This window comes from Spirosoma migulaei (genome assembly GCF_054776855.1).
In genome coordinates this window covers 138,470-165,340 of sequence record NZ_BAAHBG010000027.1, presented here as the reverse complement: position 1 = coordinate 165,340, position 26,871 = coordinate 138,470, and the positions used below count along the sequence as shown (strand labels likewise).

At 46.4% G+C, this 26,871-nt stretch carries 26 protein-coding genes, 2 tRNA genes and 1 pseudogene; 17 read left to right on the top strand and 12 right to left on the bottom strand.

Going from position 1 to position 26,871, the window contains the following annotated elements; all coding sequences use genetic code 11:
* From ACYVGO_RS25515 to ACYVGO_RS25505, 3 genes are all read right to left on the bottom strand, one after another.
* A partial coding sequence (locus ACYVGO_RS25515) for a Wzz/FepE/Etk N-terminal domain-containing protein (RefSeq protein WP_460971694.1) occupies window positions 1-1,045 on the bottom strand: 1,045 nt, incomplete at its 3' end.
* Window positions 1,046-1,062: 17 nt separating this feature from the next.
* The gene (locus tag ACYVGO_RS25510) at window positions 1,063-1,845 is read right to left on the bottom strand and encodes a polysaccharide biosynthesis/export family protein (protein ID WP_460971693.1); all 783 of its coding nucleotides are present in this window, start codon (window positions 1,843-1,845) and stop codon (window positions 1,063-1,065) included.
* A 747-nt stretch (window positions 1,846-2,592) separates the two neighbouring features.
* Window positions 2,593-3,051 carry a hypothetical protein gene (locus tag ACYVGO_RS25505; protein WP_142773148.1) on the bottom strand — a complete coding sequence of 153 codons (459 nt, stop codon included), beginning with the start codon at window positions 3,049-3,051 and terminating at the stop codon, window positions 2,593-2,595.
* A gap of 124 nt (window positions 3,052-3,175) precedes the next feature.
* On the opposite strand from ACYVGO_RS25505, the gene ACYVGO_RS25500 reads away from it, so the two are divergent.
* The 4 genes from ACYVGO_RS25500 (at window position 3,176) to ACYVGO_RS25485 (ending at window position 8,920) form a co-directional block, all read left to right on the top strand.
* A complete protein-coding gene (locus ACYVGO_RS25500; protein WP_460972110.1) occupies window positions 3,176-4,822 on the top strand; it encodes a T9SS type A sorting domain-containing protein in 1,647 nt (548 codons plus the stop codon).
* Window positions 4,823-4,851: 29 nt separating this feature from the next.
* Window positions 4,852-6,891: a thioredoxin domain-containing protein gene (locus ACYVGO_RS25495; protein WP_460971691.1), complete on the top strand. Its 2,040-nt coding sequence runs from the start codon at window positions 4,852-4,854 to the stop codon at window positions 6,889-6,891.
* A 220-nt stretch (window positions 6,892-7,111) separates the two neighbouring features.
* On the top strand, window positions 7,112-7,999 hold the full coding sequence (locus tag ACYVGO_RS25490; protein WP_460971689.1) for a hypothetical protein: 888 nt from the start codon (window positions 7,112-7,114) through the stop codon (window positions 7,997-7,999).
* Between the two features lie 45 nt (window positions 8,000-8,044).
* The gene (locus tag ACYVGO_RS25485) at window positions 8,045-8,920 is read left to right on the top strand and encodes a hypothetical protein (RefSeq protein ID WP_460971687.1); all 876 of its coding nucleotides are present in this window, start codon (window positions 8,045-8,047) and stop codon (window positions 8,918-8,920) included.
* A 137-nt stretch (window positions 8,921-9,057) separates the two neighbouring features.
* Here ACYVGO_RS25485 and ACYVGO_RS25480 read toward each other — a convergent pair whose 3' ends face one another.
* Entirely contained in the window at window positions 9,058-9,495 is a 438-nt protein-coding gene (locus tag ACYVGO_RS25480; RefSeq protein ID WP_460971685.1) for a secondary thiamine-phosphate synthase enzyme YjbQ, read from the bottom strand.
* A 118-nt stretch (window positions 9,496-9,613) separates the two neighbouring features.
* Here ACYVGO_RS25480 and ACYVGO_RS25475 point away from each other — a divergent pair, with 118 nt between their 5' ends.
* Window positions 9,614-10,444, top strand: a complete 831-nt coding sequence (locus tag ACYVGO_RS25475; RefSeq protein WP_460971683.1) for a toxin-antitoxin system YwqK family antitoxin — start codon at window positions 9,614-9,616, stop codon at window positions 10,442-10,444.
* Window positions 10,445-10,454: 10 nt separating this feature from the next.
* Here ACYVGO_RS25475 and ACYVGO_RS25470 read toward each other — a convergent pair whose 3' ends face one another.
* The 6 genes from ACYVGO_RS25470 to ruvC form a co-directional block, all read right to left on the bottom strand.
* Window positions 10,455-11,171 carry a pirin family protein gene (locus ACYVGO_RS25470; protein ID WP_460971681.1) on the bottom strand — a complete coding sequence of 239 codons (717 nt, stop codon included), beginning with the start codon at window positions 11,169-11,171 and terminating at the stop codon, window positions 10,455-10,457.
* Window positions 11,172-11,177: 6 nt separating this feature from the next.
* Window positions 11,178-11,705, bottom strand: coding sequence for a hypothetical protein (locus tag ACYVGO_RS25465; RefSeq protein ID WP_460971680.1), 528 nt, complete (start codon window positions 11,703-11,705; stop codon window positions 11,178-11,180).
* A 116-nt stretch (window positions 11,706-11,821) separates the two neighbouring features.
* Complete coding sequence (locus tag ACYVGO_RS25460) at window positions 11,822-12,574, bottom strand: dioxygenase family protein (protein WP_460971679.1); 753 nt, start codon at window positions 12,572-12,574, stop codon at window positions 11,822-11,824.
* Window positions 12,575-12,692: 118 nt separating this feature from the next.
* Window positions 12,693-13,436 (bottom strand): LytR/AlgR family response regulator transcription factor, encoded by a 744-nt coding sequence (locus ACYVGO_RS25455; RefSeq protein WP_460971678.1) that lies wholly within the window; start codon window positions 13,434-13,436, stop codon window positions 12,693-12,695.
* Entirely contained in the window at window positions 13,433-14,542 is a 1,110-nt protein-coding gene (locus ACYVGO_RS25450) for a sensor histidine kinase (protein WP_460971677.1), read from the bottom strand. The genes ACYVGO_RS25455 and ACYVGO_RS25450 overlap by 4 nt, the downstream gene beginning before the upstream one ends.
* 93 nt (window positions 14,543-14,635) lie before the next feature.
* Window positions 14,636-15,226 carry a crossover junction endodeoxyribonuclease RuvC gene (gene ruvC / locus ACYVGO_RS25445; RefSeq protein WP_460971676.1) on the bottom strand — a complete coding sequence of 197 codons (591 nt, stop codon included), beginning with the start codon at window positions 15,224-15,226 and terminating at the stop codon, window positions 14,636-14,638.
* 47 nt (window positions 15,227-15,273) lie between these two features.
* Between ruvC and ACYVGO_RS25440 the strand changes: the two genes are divergently transcribed.
* The 8 genes from ACYVGO_RS25440 (at window position 15,274) to ACYVGO_RS25405 (ending at window position 21,713) form a co-directional block, all read left to right on the top strand.
* Window positions 15,274-16,251, top strand: a complete 978-nt coding sequence (locus ACYVGO_RS25440) for a lysylphosphatidylglycerol synthase domain-containing protein (RefSeq protein WP_460972109.1) — start codon at window positions 15,274-15,276, stop codon at window positions 16,249-16,251.
* A 90-nt stretch (window positions 16,252-16,341) separates the two neighbouring features.
* Window positions 16,342-17,463 (top strand): glycosyltransferase, encoded by a 1,122-nt coding sequence (locus tag ACYVGO_RS25435; RefSeq protein ID WP_460971675.1) that lies wholly within the window; start codon window positions 16,342-16,344, stop codon window positions 17,461-17,463.
* Between the two features lie 76 nt (window positions 17,464-17,539).
* Window positions 17,540-18,187 (top strand): polysaccharide deacetylase family protein, encoded by a 648-nt coding sequence (locus tag ACYVGO_RS25430; protein ID WP_142773162.1) that lies wholly within the window; start codon window positions 17,540-17,542, stop codon window positions 18,185-18,187.
* Complete coding sequence (locus tag ACYVGO_RS25425) at window positions 18,174-19,193, top strand: glycosyltransferase family 2 protein (protein ID WP_460971674.1); 1,020 nt, start codon at window positions 18,174-18,176, stop codon at window positions 19,191-19,193. The genes ACYVGO_RS25430 and ACYVGO_RS25425 overlap by 14 nt, the downstream gene beginning before the upstream one ends.
* 146 nt (window positions 19,194-19,339) lie before the next feature.
* Window positions 19,340-20,146, top strand: coding sequence for a TatD family hydrolase (locus tag ACYVGO_RS25420; protein WP_460971673.1), 807 nt, complete (start codon window positions 19,340-19,342; stop codon window positions 20,144-20,146).
* A 111-nt stretch (window positions 20,147-20,257) separates the two neighbouring features.
* Window positions 20,258-21,403, top strand: a complete 1,146-nt coding sequence (locus ACYVGO_RS25415; protein ID WP_460971672.1) for an asparaginase — start codon at window positions 20,258-20,260, stop codon at window positions 21,401-21,403.
* A gap of 99 nt (window positions 21,404-21,502) precedes the next feature.
* Window positions 21,503-21,589 (top strand) — tRNA-Ser (locus tag ACYVGO_RS25410).
* Window positions 21,590-21,626: 37 nt separating this feature from the next.
* Window positions 21,627-21,713, top strand: a tRNA-Ser gene (locus tag ACYVGO_RS25405).
* A 27-nt stretch (window positions 21,714-21,740) separates the two neighbouring features.
* Here ACYVGO_RS25405 and ACYVGO_RS25400 read toward each other — a convergent pair.
* On the bottom strand, window positions 21,741-22,523 hold the full coding sequence (locus tag ACYVGO_RS25400) for a hypothetical protein (RefSeq protein WP_460971671.1): 783 nt from the start codon (window positions 22,521-22,523) through the stop codon (window positions 21,741-21,743).
* A gap of 318 nt (window positions 22,524-22,841) precedes the next feature.
* Window positions 22,842-23,117, bottom strand: coding sequence for a hypothetical protein (locus tag ACYVGO_RS25395; RefSeq protein ID WP_460971670.1), 276 nt, complete (start codon window positions 23,115-23,117; stop codon window positions 22,842-22,844).
* Window positions 23,118-23,602: 485 nt separating this feature from the next.
* On the opposite strand from ACYVGO_RS25395, the gene ACYVGO_RS25390 reads away from it, so the two are divergent.
* The 4 genes and pseudogenes from ACYVGO_RS25390 to ACYVGO_RS25375 all read left to right on the top strand — a co-directional run bounded on the left by ACYVGO_RS25390 (window position 23,603) and on the right by ACYVGO_RS25375 (window position 26,864).
* Entirely contained in the window at window positions 23,603-23,851 is a 249-nt protein-coding gene (locus ACYVGO_RS25390) for a hypothetical protein (RefSeq protein WP_142773174.1), read from the top strand.
* 678 nt (window positions 23,852-24,529) lie between these two features.
* Window positions 24,530-24,769 (top strand): annotated as a pseudogene (locus ACYVGO_RS25385) (4a-hydroxytetrahydrobiopterin dehydratase); the annotation flags it as partial.
* Between the two features lie 96 nt (window positions 24,770-24,865).
* Entirely contained in the window at window positions 24,866-25,597 is a 732-nt protein-coding gene (gene rsmI, locus ACYVGO_RS25380; RefSeq protein WP_460971669.1) for a 16S rRNA (cytidine(1402)-2'-O)-methyltransferase, read from the top strand.
* The gene (locus tag ACYVGO_RS25375) at window positions 25,584-26,864 is read left to right on the top strand and encodes an Lnb N-terminal periplasmic domain-containing protein (RefSeq protein WP_460971668.1); all 1,281 of its coding nucleotides are present in this window, start codon (window positions 25,584-25,586) and stop codon (window positions 26,862-26,864) included. The genes rsmI and ACYVGO_RS25375 overlap by 14 nt, the downstream gene beginning before the upstream one ends.
* The last annotated feature ends 7 nt before the right edge of the window (window positions 26,865-26,871 follow it).

The window sequence follows — 26,871 nt, the reverse complement described above, 5'->3', positions numbered from 1 at the left end:
TCAAGCCGAGTGTGGCTGGTGTGCCACTGCGGTACGCCGGTTGGCTATTCACGTACTTTTGAACGTCGTTCAGCGCCTGTAACTGAATGGTTACCTGACTCAGTTCGGTGTCGTTTTGCTGGGCACTTTCAAGGAAACCCTTCGCTTGAAGGCCCAGGTCTGTGATTCCTTCCGATGATTTATAGGTCTCTACCCCTTTTTCAACCGTTTGCAATTCGCCTGACACCAACTGAAGTCGATCATCAATAAAATTCAGTGTATTGGAAGCCACCCGGTTCTTATCTAATACGGAGGCCTTGGTATACAGGTCGATTAATCGATTTAAAATTGCTTCTCCTTTATCGGGAACGCCCGTTTCTATTGAAAGCATGATGACTGTGGACGCCTTACTGGTTGGCTCGGCTTTCAGTACCCTGAGGTAGTTTTTGGCAGTTTTATGGCGGGGAGCTATCTGAATCAGCAGGGGCTCAGTACTGGCCGATATTGCCTGTCGGGGAAAGAAGCGCAACCTGCCCATTGAAGTCTGAATACTCGTATTCAGTGGATACAGTTTATTCTCTACTTTAATGGAGTTGTTGTCGATAAACTGGATCGTAAATGGCTTCTCCTGATACAGGGCGCTGGTCGGTTGCTCGATAATCAGTCGAATGGGGGACTGCTGAAATAACTCCCGTGGGCCATAAGGTGTATCATGGAAATACGTTACATCCAGACCGAGTTCCTGAACGACCTGATTCATGAGGGTGTACGATTTGAACACCTCAATCTCGTTTTCGACAATTTTTTTAGGCGCAAAAATTTCAAGGTCTTTTAAAATATTGTCGGAGTCCAGCCCTTTCTTTTCATCCTTGATCAACAAACTGCTTTGACTCAGATAGATTGGTTGCTTAAACTGCAAATAAACGTAAGCGGCCAACAGCATTAGGCCGAGGGTTATCAGGAACCAATACCAGTGACGAACATAACGGAGCAGGGTGGTCCGGAAGGCGCTGTCTGTATCCATCACCTGGTAGGGTATGTAGGAATAGTTGGATGAATTAGACATAGCAGACTCGGATTGATTTAATTACGGGTGAGTAGGATTGCAATGAATGATAACGCACTTAGTACGGTGGGAACAATCAGGTAAAACCGATCTGCATTTGCCACCCGTGCTTTGCCTGGTTCCACATATACAATGTCGTTTGGATGTAGGTAGTAATAGGGCGACCGAAACAAATTGCGCTGGGTTAAGTCAACGCGCGAAAATGTTTTTTTGCCGCTTTCTTCCCGGATAACCAGCACATTATCGCGCCGACCATAAATGGTTGCATCGCCCGCTAAACTTAGGGCTTCTATTAAGGTAACCTGATCGTTGGGAATTGTGAAGAGGGCTGGACGCGTTACTTCGCCCAAAACTGAAATTCGGAAATTCTGATTACGCACATTCACCGTCGGCTCTTTTAAAAAAGGGCTCAATTTTTGCTTGATGAGCGCACTACATTCGCTAACGGTCAGATCACCAACGGAGAGCCGACCTACTAAGGGTAATTCAATTTCGCCCGATGCAGCTACCAGATAACCTGCCATTTCGGGAAGGCCGCTGGTGTTGGCTTGTTGCTGCGTACGCCCAGTTGAGAGTGTGGTGAGAGCGTGCGGGTAAAAAAAAGCGGAGGCATCGGCATTGAGGCTACTCACCTGAATCGATAGTACATCACCCTGTTTAATACGGGGGACATAGGATTCGGCGATTGGGACACTGCCTTTTGCACCGGAATTGTCCTGAAAATAAACGACTTGCCTAGACGAAACACAGCTCAATTCCCCGAAGCAAACTCCGCAAAAACATGCTATAACAACGAACATATGGCTTGTAGGGATGCTTAAAGCCCAACGGTTACTCGTATTCAGAGGGTTGTTACAGAGGTGAATCATAAACGGGTAAAAATTTTCCAGACTCAGCATTCCCAAAATAAATTCTTGGCTAAAAAGCTAAATCAGGGTAGACGTGCTTCAGCAGCAGGAATGAGAGTAGAGCATTGAATGCTTGTCTACGGCTAGTAATTTAACCATGAAGTAGCCTTAATCAAGCAAAATTTATACCAATGAATAATCATTTTTTGTTTCTACTGTAATTAAGTGTATACATGTTTTAGCAGGATGGGATAAATAGCTTTTAGACGCTATTTAGGCATATGGTAACTGATCAATTTGGCCACTACTGTGCTAGTATGTCTGTTGGTAGATAATATATACTTGGGAGATAGCTTACTATAATCAATTTTTATACAGATCATTCTGGATACTAAGGGAAGAATAAAGTCCTACTTGAACCAACGAGAATTGACCTCTATACACGCTTAAGATCGACGACAAGGCTTTAATCTGGATGCTGTATCGATTGAAGGGTATAGATTCGCCACCCATGCAATCAGATACTGGCAAGTTCTGGGGAACCGCTTCGAAACTGAATACCAGACGAAAAGTAAAAGCCATTAATCCGTGTCACAAGCAGAACCTGTGACACGGATTAATGGCTAAGGGGATTTGACTTATTTAGATTCGCGAGCTAATACGAATACTCGCGTCTTGACTGGAGAGTTGAGGACCTTATTATAAGGTAGGGTCAAATTCAAGATTGATATCAGCATCTTTCCCATCCACGGGTGCACGCTGCCGAAGGATGAGTTTACTCTTGGTCAACTGAATAATCGGGAAGTTGCCTTTGAAACCAGATACATCTACATCGATCGATTTGTTGTCGGTAGCAAGTGTCCAGGTGCCGCCATTGATAACGGAATTGGATTGTTTTGGGTCAAGAGCGCGGACGGTACCATCATTTCTAAACTGCATGTTGAGGTCATACAAAACCTGGGTCGCTAAATTCAGGCGGCTTTTGTTGACGGCCTGTCCATCGGGTGTCGATACCTGAACGGTTCGCCAGTTATTGGCTACTAGCAATTCGGTTTGTGATGCCTCGGTAGGCGTTGGGTTGTTGCCATCGTCCTTTTTACAATGGGTAAGCGTTAGTAGCAGCGTGGTACACACCAGCAGAAGTCGGATTGGATTCATAACGAGATAAAGCCGTTTTGTACGTACTTGTTTACATGAATAACGAGAAGCGTTTGCCAATTCGTTTAGTAACCGGGTCGCTTTACGCCCCTAAAATTCCGTAGTTTTGGCGAAACTTCAAGCAATGCAGGGTTCATTTGGCAGTTTGTTTGTCTGGGTCGTTGGCTTTTGGCTGAATTATTATCCAGTAGCCAGCGCTCAGGAGTGTGCTGATCGGCTCATTTTTACGCCCGTTAGTCAGCCTAATCAGATTGAGTGGAGTAAATTTCCGGATTTTACACTCCCATTTCCTATTATCTATGGTGGTCCCCGGTTTGCCGATGTACAGGCGAGCCCATTACGGCATGGATTTAGTCATCTGGTTGATGTAAAAGATAGTGAATACGGCTCACTGGTACAGGCAAAGCAACGTGCATTGGTGTATTACGGGTTTGCAACAGGGCTGAATCAGCCGTGGGAAACCCTCGAAAGCCCCTGGGCAAATGACCTGGCAGCCTACCGTGCCAAGTGGGATCGCTTTTTGTCGGATTTGGCCGGGGGACAGAAAAACTCGGCTGGCTTATATGTTCTCCCGGTAAACCGGCTCTCCTTAGATATTGAACGATTTCTGGAAACGGATAGCCGGATTCTGAAAATCAAAACCGATACCCGTGTTCCCGAAATCTACCGGGCCCTTTCTGACGCCGACTTTGTGGCCACCTATAAAAAAGCAATGCGCAACCTCTACGCGGAAGGGTTACGCTATGTTCGCCAGCATGCCGATCTGACCGGTATCAGCGTGAGTAGTTACGCCGATACTCCCGTATTAAATACCTACCTGAACGTACCAACTTTCACCTGGACTGATTGGACGACCAACCTCAGCCGGACAAATTACATGGTCCAGGATTCACTTGGGCGCGGTATAGGTGGCCCGTACTATGATCAATTAGACGCATTGTCGCCCTCAGCCTATTATTATTACGACTATCCGAACCCACTGGCGAAAGACTATCTGGCGTATCTGCTGTTTCAGATCGAAGTGAATCGGGCCTGGAGTACGAAACCAGTGGTCCCCTGGGTCTGGCTGCGGTACCATGATAGTTCGAGTAGTTTCCCAAACTTCATCCAGCCCTTTATGGCGGAGGCTACGGCTATATTCCCTTTTTTTTCGGGGGCATCCGGCTTGTGGCTTTGGGAAAATCCTACCCTGACAGGTACCCGAACCGATACCTATGCCGCCTATGAATACTTTACGCATGGACTGTATCGGCTATCACACTTTGCCGATATGTTTCAGGGGAACTATGAACTCGTGATTGAGACCTCCGCCCGGGATTTAATGGATAAGCAACTGCCAGTTTGGCGGGGGGTTGCCAAAGAAAACAAAATCCTGATAGCCGCGCAAAACCCTTACGCGGCCGATGGCGTGAAAACCAGCCTGACAGTACGGTATAAGACCTGGCAACAGACCATTGAGCTTACCGGCCGTGAGGTGTATCTATGCCGTTTTGATATAGGCACGGTGACTGCTAACGAACCCGCTTTAGCTGATGTTAGCGTGTTTCCCAATCCAGCTCAAACAATCCTAACGGTGTCGTTCGGGCAATTACCCACATCAGCAACAAGCCTTGTTTTATTAAACACAAACGGCCAATCCGTCGTTAGGAGAGTGGTTAACAGTGTTAAGGAGTACATAAACGTGACGCATTTACCCGCCGGGCTCTATGTGCTCCGAATCCAAAATGAAACCGGAAGCCAAACGAAAAAAATAGTCATTACGAGTCATTAGGTGGTCATTCCTACTGAGCACAACCTATCATGCCCAATCAACTCCAATACGAAACCAGCCCATACTTGCTTCAGCACGCCGAAAATCCTGTTGACTGGTATCCATGGGGCGATGAAGCCCTGACTAAAGCCATTGCAGAAGATAAACCAATTCTGGTTAGCATTGGCTATTCGGCCTGCCACTGGTGCCATGTTATGGAACGGGAGTCGTTTGAAAAGGAAGACGTAGCCTTGTTGATGAACCAGCATTTCGTGTGTATTAAAGTTGACCGTGAGGAGCGCCCGGATGTTGACGCCATTTACATGGACGCCGTTCAGGCAATGGGTGTGCAGGGGGGCTGGCCGCTCAATGTGTTTTTGATGCCTGATGCCAAGCCATTTTATGGACTCACATACCTACCTAAAAAGAACTGGATGAATTTGCTGGATAGCGTTCGATCTGCTTTCGACGAACACCGACAGGATCTTGTCCAGTCGGCGGATGGGTTCGCGCGGGAGTTGAACCTATCCGATGCCGAACGCTATGGACTGACGCAAAATGACCCACTTTTTGCGCCTGAAACGGTAGATGTACTGTACCGAAAAGTAGCAGTTAAGGCCGATGATGAAAAGGGGGGCATGCGTCGTGCCCCAAAGTTTCCAATGCCGAGCATCTGGCGATTTTTACTTCGTTACTACGATGCCACTGGCAACGAAGCAGCCCTACATCAAGTCAAACTGACGCTTGATCGGATGGCACTGGGTGGAATTTACGATCAGCTTGGCGGGGGATTTGCCCGCTATTCGACGGATGCTGATTGGTTCGCACCCCATTTTGAGAAGATGCTGTATGATAATGGTCAACTTCTTACGCTTTACGCTGAAGCGTACAGTCTGACCAAAAGTCCGCTCTACAAACATGTTGTTTATCAAACCATTGGTTTTGCTCAGCGTGAATTATTGAGTCCCGAAGGCGGATTCTATTCCGCTCTCGATGCGGATAGTGAAGGTGTAGAAGGTAAATTTTACACCTTCACTACACCCGAGCTACAGGAGATTCTGGGGGGCGAGTACGACTGGTTTGCCGAACTCAATAATTTGACAGAAGCGGGTAACTGGGAACACGGACTGAACATTCTGCACCGCACGGAGTCCGATGAATCATTTGCCGAACGTATGGGCTGGTCACTTGCTGAGCTGAACGTACGTCTGGATGCTACGCACACCCGACTGTTAAGGGTCCGCACTGAACGTATTCGGCCTGGATTAGACGACAAGATTCTGTGCTCCTGGAATGGTCTGATGCTAAAAGGGCTGGCTACGGCGTATCGGGTTTTTGGCGAGCCAGAGTTTTTAACCCTCGCTTTACGGCTGGCGTTCTTTTTGCTGAAAAAGATGCGGGACAGTCGAAATGGCCGACTTTGGCATACCTATAAACTGGGCAGAGCCCGCCAGGCCGGATTCCTGGACGATTATGCCGCGGTTATTGATGGACTGGTGGCACTCTATCAGGCCACCTTCACCGAAAGCTGGTTGACAGAAGCAGACCAGCTCATGCAGTATGTATTGGCTAATTTTAGCGATGATACAGTCGATGAGTTGACCGGCCCGGAACCGCTCTTTTTCTTTACCGACAAAAATGGAGAGGAGCTTATTGCCAGGCGCAAAGAGCTGTTCGATAATGTGATTCCTGCATCGAACTCAATGATGGCCGAAAACCTGTACACGCTGAGTTTGTTACTGGAACGACCCAATTATGCTGACCGTGCCGACCAGATGCTGGGGCGGGTACAACCACTGGTTCAGCAAAACGCCGATTACCTGACCAACTGGGCCGCTCAATTTGCCCTTCGGGCACGTCCTACTGCCGAAATCGCTATTGTCGGCCCCCAAGCAGATCAGTTCAGAGCCGAACTAGATGCTGAGTATTACCCTAATAAAGTGCTCTGCGGTACTGCCGGTACGAGTGAATTACCCTTATTACACCAACGAAACATGCTTGATGGACAAACGGCTATATACGTCTGTTACAATAGGGCTTGTCAGTTACCGGTTACCAGTGTGGCAGAGGTATGGCAGATGCTACATTAATTTTCCATTAAAATATGACCGTTTTATAAATTCATACAATTATTCCAAGTTTTTGTTGTGATGAAAATAGGAAATTAATAGAATGGAAAATACCTTCATGGCGGTTTAGCATAGTACGGGTTAACTAAAGGGAGATAATGTATAGTATTGATTATTAGTCTTTTAGTTGCCAAGTTGCTGATTGTTAGATTTATCAATAGTACCTTATCACTATAACGCTATGAACACCACACGTTTACTCCATTGCTTTGCTTATTTATTTCTGCTAATTGGTTTTTGGGGATGTACAGACCATCGAATTCCGGTTGCGCCAGGAGCCAGTCGTTTACGGGTTAAAACAGTAATTCAGGAAGGGCCAAACGGTACTTCGAAGATCAGTGCGTTCAACTACGATTCACAGGGTCGGCTAAGTTTGATTATCGGCTATCAGGCACCTGATAGCAGTACCACACCCGTAGAGAACACGGTTTTTCAATATGATGGCCAAAATCGACTGACCCAGGCACGGCGTGAGGTTGTCCGACGAGCAAACAGTTCACCAAATCCGTTTGAACTCTACCGATATGGCTATAATGGAGCTGGTCTGGTAGATGGGGTTGGATTCTCTTCAAGCAGCATGGGCGCTGTCACTCGCTGGAATGCGACTCTTCAATATAATGGTGCCAACAAAGCGGTGGGCAGTTCTGAATTCTTTGATATCCCTGGGGTTACAATTACGAGTAATAGTTCGTACGTCTACACCGGCAACAATATAACGTCCGTCACTACGACATCAACGCTTTTTCGAAACACACCCTTCACCACCACCAGCACAACAACCTATGCATTTGACACGAATGTAAATCCGTTCTATGGGGTATTTGTCATTCCTAAGCTTGCGCAGTTTGCGTTTCCACCAAGCGCAAGTCTTAATGACAACACCTACTTCGGGGGACTTCGTTTTCTGTCAACGTTAAGCCAGAATAACATACTTTCTGCCATAGATGGTGGGGGAGGAGTCACCTTATATTCGTATACCTACAACGCGGCTAATCTGCCAACCAAACGCGTTACGGCCGCTGGTAATAGTGTTTTGGAAACTTTATACTTTGAGTATGAAAACTACTAAGAGACAGGCCCAAGTTCAAACATAATAGCTTATTACCACAACCCTATGAATACTACACGTTTACGTCAAGGCTTGAGCATTTTACTGCTTATTGTTGGTTTTTGGGGATGCACAGATCACCGAATTCCTGTTGTTACGCCAGGAGCCAGTCGTTTACGGGTTAAAACAATAACCCAGGAAGGGCCAAACGGCACATCGAAGATCAGTGCGTTCAACTACGATTCACAGGGTCGGCTGAGTTTGATTATCGGCTATCAGGCACCTGATAGCAGCACCACACCCGTTGAGAACACAGTTTTTCAATACGATGGCCAAAATCGACTGACCCAGGCTCTGCACTCGGAAGTTCGACGTGGATCAAGATCTGAAACATACACGCTTGCTTATAATGCAGCAGGCCAGTTGTCGGGAATTGGTAACTCGCCCTCCACATTTGGTGTAGGTCTCCAATACAACACCCCTAATCAGATCACATATAATAAAGGAATAAATGTGGGTGGTCTTCAATCCAGCGGAGGTGGTTCGTTCACCTTTACGGGAAATAACCTGACTTCGTCTACTGATGTATTTTCTATAATCCGCTTAGGAGGGCCTAACATACCGGTTTACAATAGGTCGATCAGTACTACCTATGCATTCGATGAGAAAATAAATCCATTTTATGGCGCATTTGTCATTCCCGCGCCGGGCGTATTTCTTCCTCCTGCCGGTGTGGGATCATTTGGGCCTTTCTACACCTATTACGGAGGCATTGATAATCAGTTTAACTTTAGCCAGAACAATGTGGCCTCGGCTATAACCGGCGGGGTCGTTACTCTTTACTCATATCTTTACAATGCCGCTAATCTGCCAACCAAGCGTGTTACGGCCACTGGCAACAGCGTGGTGGAGACATTGTATTTTGAGTATGAAAACTATTGAACGCTAGACTAACGATATGTACATGCCCAAGGCACCCTTGACAAGGAACCTTGGGCATGTACATGTTAAGATGTCAACAAAAAAGAAATGAATTTTGTAAAATCATTCATCATTCATCATTCATCATTCATCATTCATCATTCATCATTCATCAAATCTCCCCAGGCCGTCAAAACCAGCGTCCGGCTACCGCCATCATTTCGGTGCTCGCCGAGGTAAATTCCCTGCCACGTCCCTAAATTCAGCCGTCCATTCGTGATTGGAATCGTCACTGAATGGCCCAACATGGCCGTTTTCAGGTGGGCTGGCATATCGTCGGAGCCTTCATAGTCGTGCTGGTAATAGGGTGCATTTTCTGGTACGGTCTTATTGAAAAATCGCTCGAAATCCCCTCTTACCGTTGGGTCAGCATTTTCGTTGATGGTCAGGCTGGCCGATGTATGCTGGATGAAGACCTGTAATATCCCTGTTCGAATCTGCTGTAAGTCCGTAAATTCCCGTTCAATACTACGAGTTATCAAGTGGAAACCGCGTGGGTAGGGTGGTAAATGAAACGTATGTTGAATGATCGTCATGGGAAAGGGGAGTAGTTCATTTGTGGAAGAATAACTATCTTAGGGAGCAATCAGTTTGTCATTCCAGAAGGCTTCTATTTCTGAAAAAATGAGGATTATGCCCTTTGGGAAGTGCTTGATGACCATCATATACTTCCTGCTGTTTTGTTTATTCCATCCATACGTTCACGCACAGGCGGATACTACAATACGTAGCAAACTTGCCTATACGGTGCGTCATGAGTTTGCCGATTATGACGAAGAGATTTTGTACTACGGTAAACATGATCAGTATTTTACCGTTCGGATTTATCGAAAAAATGGCGTGTTGTTCCGAACCGACTCCTACATCGTATTACCCAAAACGCTCTCAAATGGGTTTCAATTAGATAGTATCAGCCGGATTGCTCATCATGGGCCAACTAAAATCATGTACCCGTCGGGTCAGGTATATGTAAGCTGCGAATATAAAGAGAATATACTGCATGGGCCTTTTATGGCCTTTTATGAGGACGGTACTATTAAGCGTAAGGATTTCTACCGACATGGTCGCCTTAGTCGGAGTCAGTGCTATTCGCTGGAGGGGAATATACAAAAATGTGAACCCTTTTATCAGGCCGCTAAATTTCTGGGTAAAACACAGGATCTACAGGCGTATTTAAATCAGAAATTAAGCTCAGTTCTGGATGGGGAGCGTGTCCGGCGAGTCAATGCATCATTAACAATCAACGAGATTGGGCAGGTCATTCGGGTGAGTGTGTCCGTTTATACGGCGCCATATGCTGAAAGTCAGGTCCCGATAATCGGGAATTATGTACAGCAGATTATTCGTAATATGCCTGAATGGATGCCCGATCAGTTTAACTGGAAACCCGCTGTCAATGACGGCAAAACGATTACATCGACTTGCATCATGACGATATTCAGAACAAATGGGGGGATTCAGTATAATCTGTTCTATCGAATGTAACAGAGGCTGTTTAAAGAGGAACTTCCAGTATCATAAGTACCGCATCGTTGGATAGAGCCTCGAACTCCACTTCTCCATTGTCTATAGTTGTCAACGCCAGACCATCCCGTGCGTGTAAAAGCCTGTTCTGAACCTCAAAAGCACCACTCAGAATAAATACAAAAACTCCATTTGTTGTATCGGTCATGGAATAAACATCGTCTTTCCTGCCATCATACGTACCAATAAAGCTATGCCATTGAGCGTATCCATGCTGACCTGCTTCGTGTATTGAGAAAAGGGGGAGGAGTTTATTTTTATTGGTGAGGTCAAACTGAGTTTGGTGCCCTTCAGGGGTGAACTTGCTTGACTGATTGGTGAGCCAAATCTCTAAAAAATTGATAAGCTCAGTCTCGTAAGGATTACTGATTTCGTATTTCATTGCGGCCGACAGCGATAAAGTCTGAGCCTGTCCCGCTTCCAGAAAACCAGTTCCAACAGGGCTATTGTATTCCAGACCACCAACTAGCGGAAGAAGGATAACATTGGTATTTTGCTCAACCTGCATGCCGATACGATAGCCAGCTTTAAGGGTGTTATCATTCAGAAGGTGCAATGCGCCGAAAGGCGTTCTGCTTTCCTCAAGATAGGTGCCAAAATTAAAGCCGTGAAAACTTCGAAAATAATCAACTTGTGAGCAGCCTCGCTGGTCGGATAAATACAGTTGAGCCTGAGTTTGTGTATCCATAGCGTCTTACTTTGAAAAATTCGGTAACTGCAAAGACGAAATGCTCAGATAAGGCTGTAGCGCAATCAGGTCGGTTTCCACTTCATTGCCAGCCTGTAAGGCATCAAGCTGGTCGCCATAAGCAATCAGGAGCCGATCGGAAAAGGTATCGATCCAGGTAAGCGGTTCGCTGTAAAAGATGATGGCAATTTTGTGGGCATTTTTATTCTGCACGTGCGACTGTATAATCTCGAATTTGAATTGCGTAAAAGGAAGGCACAGTTTACCGGAGCTATTGGCCATATCAGGAATGAGTTTGTTTAACTGACGAATGTAGCCAATAGCAGCCCCACTGGTCAGGTGATGGAGTCGGTCGGCATTGGGGACGTTATCCAGTAATTCCTGAAACGTACTGTATTTGTTTTCCTGATTATAGAATTGAGCCTGCATATAAAACTCCAGGTAGGTATCCTCAAAAACGAACTTGTCCCACGGTTTGTGGGAGGTTACGTCAATGATTTTCCGATAACTCAGGCGAATAAGTCCTTTTATCATAGTAGAGACACCATCTGGTATGTCTAACCACAGAGCGGTCCGTCGTTACGGCACAGAGAACACTGAAAAAATAGTCTAAAAACTCTGTATTCTCTATGACTCAGTGTTTAACGTAATTACGCGCTGACAACAATTGTATGGGTGAGTGTGTAGCCGCCAGAGATACTCCCCGAAACGGTCGCTAACTCCGTGGTGAAACCATCCGAGAATACATTATCAGATTCGTTCTTCGTATCCTGTACCCCTTTCGTATAGCCATACGACTGGGCTGTTGTATACACCGTGGTCGTTATATCATACGGGAACGCTATTTGTGTAACCAACAGCGACTTCCCGGCGGAATTATAAATATGAACGTGAATGTGCGGGGCTCTGCCCGAATACCAGCCCGGAAAAATTGAGGTAAATGAAGCTAAGCCATTGGCATCGGTCGTCTGCCGACCCCGTAGAAAATCGACCGTCGTGAAATTCACACTCTGCATACCCGTTCCACCGTATTCTGAATAATAGCCGTCTTTATCACAATGCCAGACATCGACCAATGCACCCGATAAAGCCGCACAACTGCTATCCGCATTTTTGATGGTGATGTTCATGGTAAACGCGACTCCTGTCCGACCATCCGTAATGTCTTTCCGTACGAAATTGGCAGGCACTTTTGTTGGGAAAGGCCCTTCGGTTTCACTGGGGGTAACGGAACAATTACTGGACGAACTGCCATTGGTTGAACCGGTTGATGTTGACGTGCCAGTTGTTGTGGTTGAAACCGGATCAACTGTCGACGATGAGCAACCACCAACGAGTGGTGTAACGGCTGCGATGCCGAGTAAACTACCGAAACCACGTTTCAAAAATTCGTTGCGTTCCATACTAAAAGAGAAAACAGGGATTTGATGTATAGTAGTTTGTACGCAACGGTCCGGGCGAATGTTGCTTTTCCAGAGGGGTTTGCGGTAAACGCACGGATTGTGTCGGTAAATAAAACGTTTATTGGCCTAATCGATTGAGCAGGTCGGCCTCGTAACTAGAACCAATCGGGATCTCATGCCCGGCTACTAGAATAGTTTTGTTCCGTATGGCCTCAATACGTGTCAAGGGCACAATATAGGAACGATGTACCCGACTAAACTCATGGCTGGGAAGCCGTTCCATCATCACTTTCAGGGTCATGCGGGCTACAAGTGGGCGGGGCACACTAGCCTGGTTCCGGCCGTCTTTATCGGTCCGGAGATGAATTTTAACATAATCATCTAAGCCCTCAATGAACAGAATATCGGCTAAGGCAATCTTGTGAAGGCTATAGTCAGCCCGAACATACAAATAGGCTTCGCTGGCTTTGTCAGAACGTTGCTGCCACCGGTATAAATCAGCCGCTTTATTGGCAGCTTGTAAAAAACGATCAAACGTAAACGGTTTCAATAAGTAGTCGACCGCGTTCAGTGTAAACCCTTCTACGGCAAATTCAGCGTACGCCGTCGTAAAAATAACCATCAGCGGCTGCGACTCATTTGCCGATGTAGACCCAATGGCTTTATAAAAATCAATCCCAGACATGGAAGGCATATTGATGTCCAGAAATAACAGGTCGACCGGGAATTGCTCCAGGTACTTCAGGGCCTCATCGGTGCGCGTAAAGGTTTTTTGTAAGTCAATAAAGTCCACTTGCTGGCAGAAGTGGGCCAGGACCCGTAAGGCCGGGGGTTCATCATCTAGAGCAATGGCGCGGATCATGACAAGGTAATGGATAAATCGATGGTAAAGGTATCGGGTTTGTCGCTGATAACCAGTTGATGCCGCTCAGGATAGAGGAGTTGCAAACGAGCTTTGGTATTGGTTAACCCAATGCCACTGGCCACCGCCGTTGGCTGGAATACCCGAACCTTATTATTAGCTACGTGGCAGTGAAGTTCATCACCAGTAATCGAGATGTGGATTTGAATGGTGGAGGGCTCTTCGGGACTTACGCCGTATTTAAATGCGTTTTCGATAAAGGAAATCAGAAGGAGTGGGACAATTTGCCTTCCATTGGCCTGTCCCTCGACCGTAAAATCAATTTGTGCGGTATCACCCAAGCGCAGTTGTTGCAAAGCAATATATTGACCAATGTAGTCTAGTTCGTTTATGAGCGAAACCTGATTTTCCTGCGATTCCTGAATGACGTATCGCAGAAATGAGGATAGTTTGATCAGAGCATCGGCCGTTTGGGGCGATTCGATGATAGCCAGCGAATAAATGCTATTGAGCGTATTAAACAGAAAATGAGGATTAATCTGTGCCTTTAAATAAGAGAGCTGTGTCTGAATTTTTTCCCGTTCGGTTTCGCGCCAACGGTTATTTACACGCAGGGCAAGCGCCAGGAGAAAGCCGACCAGCGTCAAAAAAAACGTTTGACTGAGTTCTGATGGTAGCCCCGGTTGTTCGGGCCTTGTCCCCTGATCATTGCCATCTGGAATGGGCGGTTGTGGCCCATCTGGAAACGAAGGTGGTGGCCTGTGCTCCAGTTGATAAGGTGGCGGACCTGGTTGCTGGGTTGGAGGTACTAACCCATTTCGATTAATAACGACCAGCGCGCTCTCAATGAGTAGAAAACAACCCAACGAGCCGAGGGCATAGAGGCTGTACTTCCGGTGAAAGTATAGCTTTGGAATCAGGATATAATAATTGGCGTAAAAAAAGGCAATCGTCAGCAGGTACGAGACCAGATTGCGCTGCTCGTGCGGATTGTGGGGGAGCTCGGTTAGTTTTGCAACCCCATTCGATGCAAAGATATAAGGGAGTGCCAGAAAGGTTAGACAACCCAGCAGGTGAATGGCAAGGCGCGAAATCCGGGTATTCATGGAGGGAAATTACTCCTGAATCAGCTAAATCAATTACATAGTAATCGGAATTGGGGCAAGAGGGCAGAATGTGCCGGTAAATAGAACAATCAATTACATCACCCGCCCTGAATTCTCACTGACAAAGGCACCCCAGGCCCCTTTTTTGGTCTTTTTGCCAGGAGCAACCGGTAGGGCATTTTCGTGAAAGTGATGGCAAATGGCAATGGCTAGTGCATCCGTAGCATCGAAGAACTGAGGGTCTAAGCTTTCTTTCAGTAAGTGACCAACCATTTGAGAAACCTGATCTTTGGTGGCGTTTCCATTTCCCGTCACGGATTGTTTAATTCGTCTCGGGGCATACTCCACAATGGGAATATTTCGGGATAATGCAGCGGCCATCACTACGCCCTGCGCCCGACCCAACTTGAGCATGGCCTGTACATTTTTGCCGAAAAACGGGTCTTCAATTGCCATCTCATCCGGGTGGTATTCCTCAATCAACCGGATGATGGTTTCGTAGAGTTTCTGAAGCTTCAGTTGATAGGTGCTATATTTGGACAACTGAACCACACCATACTGAATCATGGTCATGACGCCTGCTTTCACCGAAATGATGCCATAACCAGCAACTTGGGTTCCAGGATCGACACCAAGAATAATTTTTTCTTTGGTGAAGGTAGATGAAATAGGCGTGATAATCATGAATTGGGCGTTAGGCTCTTGTACAAAGTAACGTGTTCTCCTACGTTTTGTCGCTTAAACCAGATAAAAAAATCATCTTTTGGGCCAAAATCGTCGTTTTTGCCGGGCTCGTAGCCTATATCGGTTATGTAGTACGGCAACAACCCTTCAATTGGGAGACGGTTCAAACGCAACTTCGCTCGGTTGAGAACCCTGAACGCTGGGTAGCTGGTCTACTGTTATTAACCCCAATTAATTGGGGATTTGAGGCTATAAAATGGCAGATTCTACTCCAACGGGTTGAAAAAATATCATTCTGGGAGGCTTACCAGGGCGTTTTAACCGGGCTGACATTAGGATTTGCCTTGCCCGCCCAATTAGGCGATACGGCCGGACGGGTTCTGTCGCTTCGTTCCAATCGAGCCGAAGCAATTGGTGCTTCTTTGGTGTCGGGTGGTATGCAGTTCTATGTCGCCCTGGTATTTGGAGCTGTCGCCTGGGCGCACCATCTGACGGTTGCACCGGAGCGAAATACGCCAACCGGGCAGTGGCTGCTTATTATTTTGAGTGTACTGTCGTTAGGAGGAGTCTGGTTTGGGTTGGTTCGTCGCAGACTGGTTGAATGGGTTTCCACCCGACCAGCATTGGCGCGCTTTGCAACCTATTGGCAGGTGGCCGGTATGTATTCAGACTCAGAAATTGGGTTTGCCCTGAGCGCAGCAACGGTTCGGTACCTGGTTTTTGCAGTGCAGTTCTACTTCGCCCTACGACTGGTAGGTATCCTGTTGCCGCTAGATAGCTCAGCTTCGGGTATTGGACTGGTTTTTCTGGTAAAAACCGTAACCCCTGCCTTCAACCTGTTGAGTGATCTGGGCGTTCGGGAAGCGGCATCCTTGTGGGTATTCGCGCCATTTGACCAGGGCGATGGATTGGTTGCGGCTCCTGTACTGCTTACCGCAACGCTGACCCTTTGGTTTGCTAATATTCTGACTCCTGTACTGGTTGGATTAATCTGGGTATGGAAAATTAAGGTTAAGCATTTATAGTCATTTTTTATCATTCGCATGGCGTCATTCTTGGCGTAAACCCCGATAGACTAACACAAAATGACCATCAATGTCAATCAATGACAATCAATGACTATTATTTTATTAACGGTTAGTTTCCTGTATGCACTCTTTACGTTCATCCTTTGGCTGACCTGGCTGAGGATTCCCTTGGTTCAGAGCGAAGACCTGTTAACTAATAAGCCATTTATTACCGTTGTTATTCCAGTGCGTAATGAGGCTGGAAAGATCGAGAAATTGCTGGATGACCTGAGTCAACAGGTCTACCGCCAGTTTGAGGTAATTGTTGCCGATGATGCCTCGACCGATGATACCTGGAAAATTATTCAGTCATACGCTCAACATGCCCCCTTTGCCCTCCACCCTTTGCCCTTAGCCAATGAACAAACGGCTTCCCCCAAAAAGCGGGCAATTACCCAAAGTATAGCGCTGGCAACGGGTAATCTTATTGTCACAACCGATGGCGATTGTCGGGTTGGTCCCAATTGGCTGTCTGCAATTGCTGCTTTTTACCAGCAAACGGATGCCCGGCTGATTTCTGGGCCGGTAACCTTTACAACCGAACAGACGATTTTTGACTCCTTACAAACAGTTGAATTTTCCAGCCTGATTGGCACGGGTGCCTGTACTATGTCGCTTGGTTTTCCAACCATGTGCAACGGTGCTAACCTTTGCTACGTAAAGGAGGTATTTAGCGAAGTAGGCGGTTTTACGGGTGTCGATCATCTGGCTTCGGGCGACGATGAATTTCTGATGCACAAGATTGCTAGTCGGTACCCAGATGGGGTTCGGTTTTTAAAAAGTACGGATGCTATTGTTCGAACACAGTCCCATCGGTCGTTGCGTGCATTTTATAATCAGCGCAAACGATGGGCTAGTAAGTGGCGGGCCTACGAGAGCTATTTGCCCTCGCTACTGGCCATCTTCGTTTTTTTGAGCAATGCCGCCCCGGTAGTGGCTGTAGTAGCCTGGTGGGCAGGATTTTTAAACGGAAATGTTACTCTTGTAGTTATAGGATTAAAAGCAATACCTGAGTTTTTGTTTTTACGACAGATTCTTGTTTTTTTACAAAAAAAATCGTCGGTAAGGGTAATTCCATTGACACAGTTAATCTATCCATTCTATGTACTTTTCTTCGGCCTGGCCGCTCAGGGGAAAGGGTACATCTGGAAAGATCGCAAGTTGAGCTGAACAGGTTTGGTTTTCAGTTTACGGTTTATCAAAAAGCCATTAACTGTAAACCGTAAACTATAAACCGTAAACTATTTTGTCATTTTTTCTTCACAAGTCTAACTTTCTGCTCCGAACGGTCTACCCTGAGTGCTGGTGGAAGATCGAAGAGGAGAGCGAACCGACGATTTATCTGACGTTCGATGACGGGCCTATTCCCGAAGTGACAGAGTTTGTGCTGGGCCAATTGGATAAATTTTCAGCGCAGGCAACGTTTTTTTGTATTGGTGACAATGTTCGTAAGCATCGGGATATGCTTTATAAAGTACTCGAAGCGGGACATATGGTCGGCAATCATACGTTTAATCACCTCAATGGCTGGAAAACGGATGATTCAGTTTATCTGGAAAATATCCAAAAATGCCAGGAGCAGCTAGGCGTTGAAACATCGCTGTTTCGTCCGCCTTATGGTCGGATTAAAAAGACACAGGTAGCCCAGGTCATGGAAAATTATTCAATCGTGATGTGGGATGTCTTAACGGGCGATTTTGACCGTAAGCTACCCGCTGATGTGTGCCTGAAGAAAACCCTTCAATACACCAAGCCTGGCTCAATTGTGGTCTTTCATGATAGCCTGAAAGCCTGGCCGACCATGCGGTATGTATTGCCCCGAATGTTAACTCATTTTGCGGAACGGGGTTACTCATTCCGGGCTGTTCCTCAACCTGTTTATGCTGGATACTGACCAGCCAGACCCGCAACAGCCGTTGATTAGTATTCTGATTGCCGCCCGCAACGAAGAAGTTACTATGCTGGATTGCCTGCAGGCTATTGACCAACTCAAGTACCTTCCCGGCACCGTTGAGGTTCTGATTGGAAATGACCAGTCTACTGACCAGACTGGTCTTATTGTCTCTGCTTTTAGTCAGAACCACCCCGATGTTAGGTTACTAACCATCACGGAACCTGTTGCTGGATTACGGGGTAAAGCCAATGTACTGGCCCAATTAGCGCAACAGGCCCGAGGACAGACCCTCTTCTTTACGGATGCCGATACACAAGTGCCACCCGACTGGCTTGTCGAAATTGGGCGGAGTTTTACGGGCAATACAGGCATCATTACGGGGGTTACGCTTCCTGAAGGCCCATCGCTTTTCCATAAACTCCAGAAAATTGACTGGCTATATAATCTGACATTGACGCATTTGGTCAGTAGTGTTGGTATTCCCGTCACAGCTATGGGTAACAACATGGCGGTGAGCCGAACCGCTTATGAGGCTGTTGGCGGCTATGAGTCGATACCATTCTCAATTACCGAAGACTATGCACTGTTTCGGGCTATTGTTAAGCAGGGGTTCGGGTTTAAGAATCTATTGGACCAGAAGGTGTTGGCCCACACAAAACCTGTTGAGACCAGTAACGCATTCCTTCAACAGCGCAAGCGCTGGATGCGTGGCGCAATTAATTTGCCGCTCTGGATGGTGATTATGCTCTATATACAGTATCTGGCTGGTCCACTCTTGCTCGCATTGGGATGGTTTGCGCCTGTACTCGCCCTGGCACTCTATCTGAGTAAACTATTGATTCAAACGTTGGTACTTTCAGTTGGATTAGCCCGATTAAATCAAACCAAGTTAGGGGCGTATGCGTTGCTGTTTGAAATTTACCAGCTTATTATTGGTCCGTTAGCTGTCCTGTATTACCTGTTTCCAACGACGATTGAGTGGAAAGGAAGAAAGTATGTGAAGTAAGTGGAGTGAGTGAAATGAGTAAAAATAGGTGCAGTAGGCCGTCCGTTGGTAAACTACCGATTACACGACCTACTCCACTTAGCTCACTTACTTCACCTACTGCACTTATCTCACCTAGACCACTCATTCCACTTAATTACCGCACGATGACACTTATCGATACCCACGCCCATATTTACGACGCACAGTTTGCCGATGATCAGACAGACATGCTTCAGCGGGCCGAAGCACAACAAATCAGTCAGATTTGGATGCCAAACTGCGCCAGCGAAACAATATCGGGTATGATGGCCCTTGCCGACCAATACCCGGATCGATGCCTGCCCATGATGGGCTTGCACCCAGCCTATGTTACCGATACGGTTGAGGAAGAACTGGCTGTGGTTCAGGACCAGCTTAATCGACGTGCCTTCATGGCCGTGGGTGAAATAGGACTTGACTTCTACTGGGACATGACCTTCGTAGATCAGCAGTTTATGGCCTTTGAAACACAGCTACGCTGGGCGGCTGAACAAAACTTACCTGTGTCCATGCACACCCGCTCCGGTCATGATCGGAATGCATTTGCTGAAGCCGCTGACCTGATTGAGAAGCTTGCGTTGCCTGAATTAACCGGCATTTTTCACTGCTTCGTTGGAACGCTCGATGAAGCCCATCGGGCAATTTCGATGGGCTTCAAGTTAGGTATTGGGGGCGTATCAACATTTAAAAATGGTGGTATCGATAAAGTGCTGCCTCATATTGGTTTAGAACACCTCGTTCTCGAAACTGATGCTCCATATCTGGCACCCGTACCATACCGGGGCAAACGCAACGAACCTGCTTACCTGCGACTCATTGCACAGCGCATCGCTGATATCAAAGAGGTGGGTATTGACGATGTAGCACGTCATACGACTGCCAACGCCCTATCGCTACTACCTGCCTTGTACGCGAACTTGCTGCCAGGATGAAAAAGAATAATGTACAATGAATACTGTAAAATGTACGATCAATGATGTGAAATAGAATAGGTGAAGGCATTCATTATCCATTTTACAGTATTCATTATCCAGTTAAAGTCAATGCCTTACAGAACCATTCGTATAAATCCGATTTCGGTCAAAAGCTCTCGCGCATCCGTACTAGTTATTTATACCGGAGGAACATTCGGGATGGTCTATGACCCACAGGCCAGTCAGCTTGTCCCGTTCGATTTCGAGCGGGTACTCGACCGGCTCCCAGAACTCAATCGACTTGATTTCGAGATAACCTTATTGACCTTACCTGAGATCATTGATTCGTCGAATATGACACCCGCTATCTGGGTTGAGTTAGCGCGAATTATCCAGAAAAATTACGACCAGTACAGCAGTTTTGTAATTCTTCATGGTACGGATACGATGGCCTACACGGCCTCGGCACTGAGTTTTATGCTGGTTGGCTTAAACAAACCAGTCATTCTAACGGGAGCGCAACTTCCAATTGGGGTAGCACGTAGTGATGCCCGTGAGAATTTTATCACAGCCCTTGAAATAGCGGCCGCCGTGGATTCGGCGGCCGAATCCACGGCGGCCGTAGACTCAACTACTGCGACTGCGTCAGGTGAGGAAGGTAATCGCCCAATGGTGCCCGAAGTATGCGTCTATTTCAATTCATTGCTGTTGCGGGGAAACCGGTCTACGAAGCGGGAAAGCGTTCAGTTCAATGCATTTTCGTCGGAGAATTACCCTCATTTAGCAACAGCTGGCGTTCGTATCGACTACAACCGCCCTTTTATACGTCCCTATCAGCCGAATCAACCACTGCGTATCCGGACGGTCTTAAACCCGAATGTGACGATATTAAAACTCTTCCCGGGTATTACCCAACCCGTTGTGGAATCTATCGTGAACATTCCCAACCTTCGGGGTATCGTACTCGAAACATTTGGAGCCGGAAATGCCCCGACGGATAGCTGGTTCCTGGATACGCTTAAGGAGGCTATTGATCGGGGTGTGTTGATCTTCAACGTGTCGCAGTGCGAAGGGGGGCGGGTTACGCAGGGGCAGTACCAAACCAGTAAGCAACTACTGCAAATTGGTGTTGTCAGTGGAGCCGATATCACCACAGAAGCCGCTATTACCAAACTGATGGTGTTGCTAGGCAGCGAAAATGACCGTGGACCTGAAGCCATAAATCGCTTGCGGACACTTCTAACTCAGTCACTTAGTGGCGAACTGAGTGACTAGCTAGTTGAGCAAATCAGCGTTTTTTAGGCTAGTTGTTGCTTTTTTATCAGCAATCCTACATCTTTGCACTCCGATTCGCGTCGGACGACCAAATACCAAAGAGAGCTGCCAGAGTGGTCGAATGGGTCTGATTCGAAATCAGAAGTACTCGCAAGGGTACCGGGGGTTCGAATCCCTCGCTCTCTGCCGGAAGTCAGCAAACCTACTTGCTGACTTCGTTTTTAGAGAGGTGTCCGAGTGGTTGAAGGAGCACGCCTGGAAAGTGTGTATGCGGGCAACCGTATCGAGAGTTCGAATCTCTTCCTCTCTGCGAAAATCCCTACAATTAACTGATTTTTCAGATAGTTGTAGGGATATTTTTTTGTAGTTGTACTTCTAATGGAGCCCTGAGATAGTAAGAGTTACCATAATGTTTAAGGAGGGCAGTTGTAAACTGGTAGAGTTCATTCATCTGTTGGTGTACCCGAATTTTACAATCACTGCCATTCCATTCTGATTCATGGAAATTAACTACTATAGTTCCATCGTTTTGCAATGCCGCATTAAAAAAAATAATATCGCTGTTAAGTTTCTCGCCCAAAATGAAAATATTGGGTGAATAAGGTCCACCCAGTAACTTATCAACCAGGACAACAACGGTCCCTCCTTGTTGCAATACCGATTTGGACTTCTGCAAGACAAAAGGCCCTGTACGAATAGCCGGTATCTTTTCGATACTCCCCCAAACAGCAATAGAATCGATTACACCTGGATTACCGGCTATGGCGACGGTTGGTTTGAAGCCTTGCTCTATTAAGTAACGTAAAGCTACTTTCGAAAGAGGGATATGGGTTGAACAAAGAATTAACCCATTAGGTCTGTGTTTAAGAAACAACTCTAATCCTTGAGCGAGAACAGGAATCGGAAAAGGTTTGCCCTTACGAGTCATAATGGCTAATAAGCCATTTAACTTGCCTGCACGACTAATGGCGAGCGTGTTTTTATACGTATATTTTTCCTGTGGACGCAAAAACGCGAGCATACCGGACGCCAAGTATGCCGCTTTATACCATCTTTTAGGGGGAAATACAACTGTGATTATATTGGCAATATGTGCTTTGACACTAGTAAATGAGATCATGATTACTAACCTGACAATGAATTGAAGGTCGCTTTTAGTAGGTTAGTTGAGCTTACAATTGCATCATTTAAGCTATCAAATGTTCAATTTACCTAGGGTTTAAAATTAATAAAAATTATATTGTTATGATATTTAGATTACATAAGGAATTTTATTGAGCTGAATATGAAATCTAAGGTAACATAAGACATGTGTATAGCTAATTTTGGTATATAAGCTAGGTGAGTCCTTATCTGGTTCGCCCTCATGACTTCAAATGGTCTTGAAAGCTTGTCCAAATTTTAACCTTTGCACTGATTGAGCTGAGTAACAAGACCGTCAGCCGGGTTCGCTTAACCAGCCTTTCACTGCGGTTTCACTCCAGCCTTGTTCCCTGGCAAGTGAATCCAGGGTTGTCAGTGAATTGAATAAGGCGCGTTTGTCTTTAACATCCCCTGTATTAAAGACCTGAAAGCTTCGCCAGTTCACAAAAGCCACATTCGTATCCTGATCCAGAACACCTGCCTGCTGAAGTGTATCCAGCTTGGGTAAATAAATGACTGAGAGCGTTATGGATTGCTCTCCTTTAGGGTAAAATGTCCAGGTGAGTTTCATTCGACAAATTTACCGAAATACTTCACCAAATAGGCCTTCGTCTGGATGGGTTGGTCCTGGTAGCCAATTCTGTTACTTTTTATTACTGATTGGCAAGCTTTTGGGCGATACGTGGAGTAGAGAACCCCTTGCCAGCATGCTCAATAATACCAGTCAAACTCTTCTCAAGGAATATATAAAGACGCTTACAGCTACAGAGGTAGTATACCATGGTCTGCTTCCCCGCCATTGGAGAACCCTGCTTTATTGGATCAATATCAATCCTTGTTGAATTGAAACAAACAAAGCTTTTAGGCTTAAGTGGTTAGGACGGCTCAACATTTTAATGCAATGTACTTTCCAGCTACAAATTGTACTCAATTGCTGCCGTATGCGGGTTTATGTAACTACTAATTCACCTGATTTCGGTTGGTAATGGTTCAGGAAGAGGTAGATTTGAGAACCTTAAGAGCTTCTCAATAGAACTGAATTCAACATAGATCAACATGGTAGACCCAGAAGAGATGATAAGTCAGTTTAACAGGTATGCCAGTGACAAGCTTATTGAACGAATAAAGGAAGTACTATCGGAGAAGGACCCAACCCTCGATTGGACAACAATCAGGGTCATTGCCAACTTTAATGAGAACCGATTCTATTTCGAATCGAAAGATCCGCAGATCGAGGAGCGGCTTCGAATCGTGTATGAAAAGTTAAGCGAAGCATTACCAGATAAACCAGCCATTACCCGTTAAAAAAGGAGTTTTCAGGAGCTGGCATAAGAACTAAATCAACAACAGTGTCTAATTTAAACAGTAACCGCGACGTACACTGCAACGCTTGTTCAACAGTAAGCGTATCTGAATTTGGTGGAGTGCAATCCAGCAAATGGTTTGTGCAATGATTAGAATTTGAGAACAGGAAACGCTGACTCTACTAGAGTCGGCGTTTTTTTTGAACAACGGAAGGGTTGGTAAGGCAATTGATTAATTAGTAGGTCATTGGTGATAAAAACAGCCGCCATCGAAGCAGACGACGGCTGTACGCACCCACCGTAATTACTTGTACTCATCAATCAACTTGCCGTAATGAGATCTGGTTAGCATAGCGATTAGATGATGAGGAAATGGAACCGTATAATCAATAAGTTACCAATTGATAATATCTAAATCTAATTTGTTACCATGCCGATGAGAACGGCTGGAAAAAGGGGTATCTAAACGCTGGCACTGGTAGGGTCAGCGTTTTTTGTTTCATTACGTTTACTCACAAGTTCGTTTGCCTTTTAAAATAGCTGGTCAGGCTGTCAGAAGGTAGGGGTTAGGAGCGCTTAAGGTTCATCTTGATGGAATAGGTTTAAGAGGACGAGAAGCCAATCTTTTTTTCAAAACAGTCAGCGGGCAAAGCGGTTCTTACAGGAGCATAAACTACTAACTTTATACCCTATGTGGCAGGAACAGGATAATCAACTCACTCGTGATTTTCAGTTCGCTGATTTTAGCGAAGCCTTTGCGTTTATGACCCGCGTGGCACTTCTTGCTGAAAAAATGAACCATCATCCCTGGTGGTCAAATGTGTATAATCAAATCACAATCAAGCTCTCCACGCATGATGCGGGGAATATCGTGACCGATAAAGATCGCAAACTGGCAGCAGCGATTGATAAACTATAGTTTCAGTTTACGGTTTATGGTTGGCTGACGCATAAGGTTGGTGATGCGTCAGCCAACCATAAACCGTAAACTGAAAACTGTAAACTATCTTGCGGCATGAAATTGTACCTCGTGCCGACTCCTATCGGTAATCTTGACGACATCACGCTACGAGCCATTAAAATTTTGCAAAGCGTTGATGCCATTCTGGCTGAAGATACCCGTACATCGGGTGTGTTATTACGCCACCTGAACATCAGTAAGCCACTTCATAGCTACCATATTTTTAACGAACACCAAACCGTACAACGATTGGTGAGCCAGTTGAAAGAGGGGAAAACACTCGCACTCGTGTCGGATGCGGGCACGCCGGGCATCTCGGATCCTGGCTTTTTGCTTGTCCGGGAGTGCATTAAAAACGATATTCCCGTTGAATGTTTGCCAGGCCCTACGGCATTCGTGCCGGCGCTGGTTAATTCAGGATTACCCAATGACCGGTTTACCTTCGAGGGATTTTTACCCCATAAAAAAGGCCGTCAAACGCGGCTGGCCGAACTGGCAGGGGAGGAGCGTACGATGGTTTTCTACGAATCGCCCCATCGGCTGCTGAAAACCCTTCAGCAATTTGCTGATCTGTTCGGTGCTGACCGACCAGCCAGCGTCTCCCGCGAACTCACCAAATTATTCGAGGAAAATCAGCGCGGGCCATTGTCCGAACTTATTGCGTATTTTGCCCAAAAAACGATCAAAGGCGAACTAGTCATCTGTGTTCAGGGAAAAGAACCGGTTCGAGCCAAGGCCAAACGAGTGTATGACAATGATGTTGATGAAGAGGATGACGACGAATAGAGAGCAGGTAGCGCGGGGCGCGGGGCTCGGGGCTCGGGGCAGGGAGCAGGGGAGCAAAAAGTGGTTCATTTGCCTACTCCTTGTTTTTTATTCATCAGTCATCAGCCATCATTCATCATTCAGTCAAACGCTCTCCCCGGCCGCACGGGTTAGTTTGATCACGTATGGATCAGGGGATGATGATATATCGTCGGCGTTTGGGCATACGGAGATCCGACTTGTTGATCCGATGCTGGGTATGGATCGGGATTATAGTTACGGTGGCTTTGATTACCGGGCAGACTATTTTATCCTTAAATTTTTGCGAGGTACGCTGCCCTATTTTCTGACGGTTCATAACCTATATCAGGTCATTTATTATTATCAGCAAACCAACCGCAGTGTCCGGGAGCAGCAGTTGAACCTGTCGCCTATACAGCGGCAACGACTGTTCGCGGCTCTGGAAAAGAACTATTTGCCCCAGAACCGGGAGTATCGGTATAAATTCTACTACGATAATTGCTCCACTCGCCCCCGCGACATGATTGCCGATGTTTGTGGGGATAGCTTAACAATTCCATCCCGTTCGCTGATGACCGGTAAATCGTACCGCGATCTGATGAACGATTATCTGAATGAAAAGCCCTGGTATCAATTAGGAATGAATCTTGCCATTGGCTGGCCAGCTAATGAACAGACCGACGGTTGGCTAGCCATGTACCTGCCCGACCAGGTGCACGACCAGTTTGCCCACGCTACAGTTCGTCAGGCAAATGGACAGTCGATTCCGTTGGTGCAAAGCGAACAGACTATATTTGCGGCTCAAAAAACCTTTCGGCAGCAAGTGCCCCTGTATTTAGATCCCGACGTGGTGTTTACTGTATTGGGCCTTCTGGTTGCCCTATTTACCATCCGGCGATACGTTGTAGCCGGCAAAGTTGATCGCTGGTTTGATCGGCTCCTGTTTGGGGTTTCTGGGTTTCTGGGTTGGTTTTTGTTAGTACTATGGATGATACGGGATGACGGTGTTACGGGTTGGAATCCAACCCTGTTGTACCTGGTGCCCTTACACTTACCCTTGATTTACTGGGCTACCCGTTCAACAGCTACTGCCCAGCGCCGGACACGTTATTTTGGTGCTACAGCTGTTCTGCTCCTGCTTGGCATGGTGTTATCGAAGATACCAGGCGGTTTCGATGTGATTTTCCCATTAACGCTGTTGATCCGGTGCGTTGTCAATATGCAACCCGCCTGGCGAAAAGAGAAAACGCCCATGCGGGTTGCCTGATTATGTT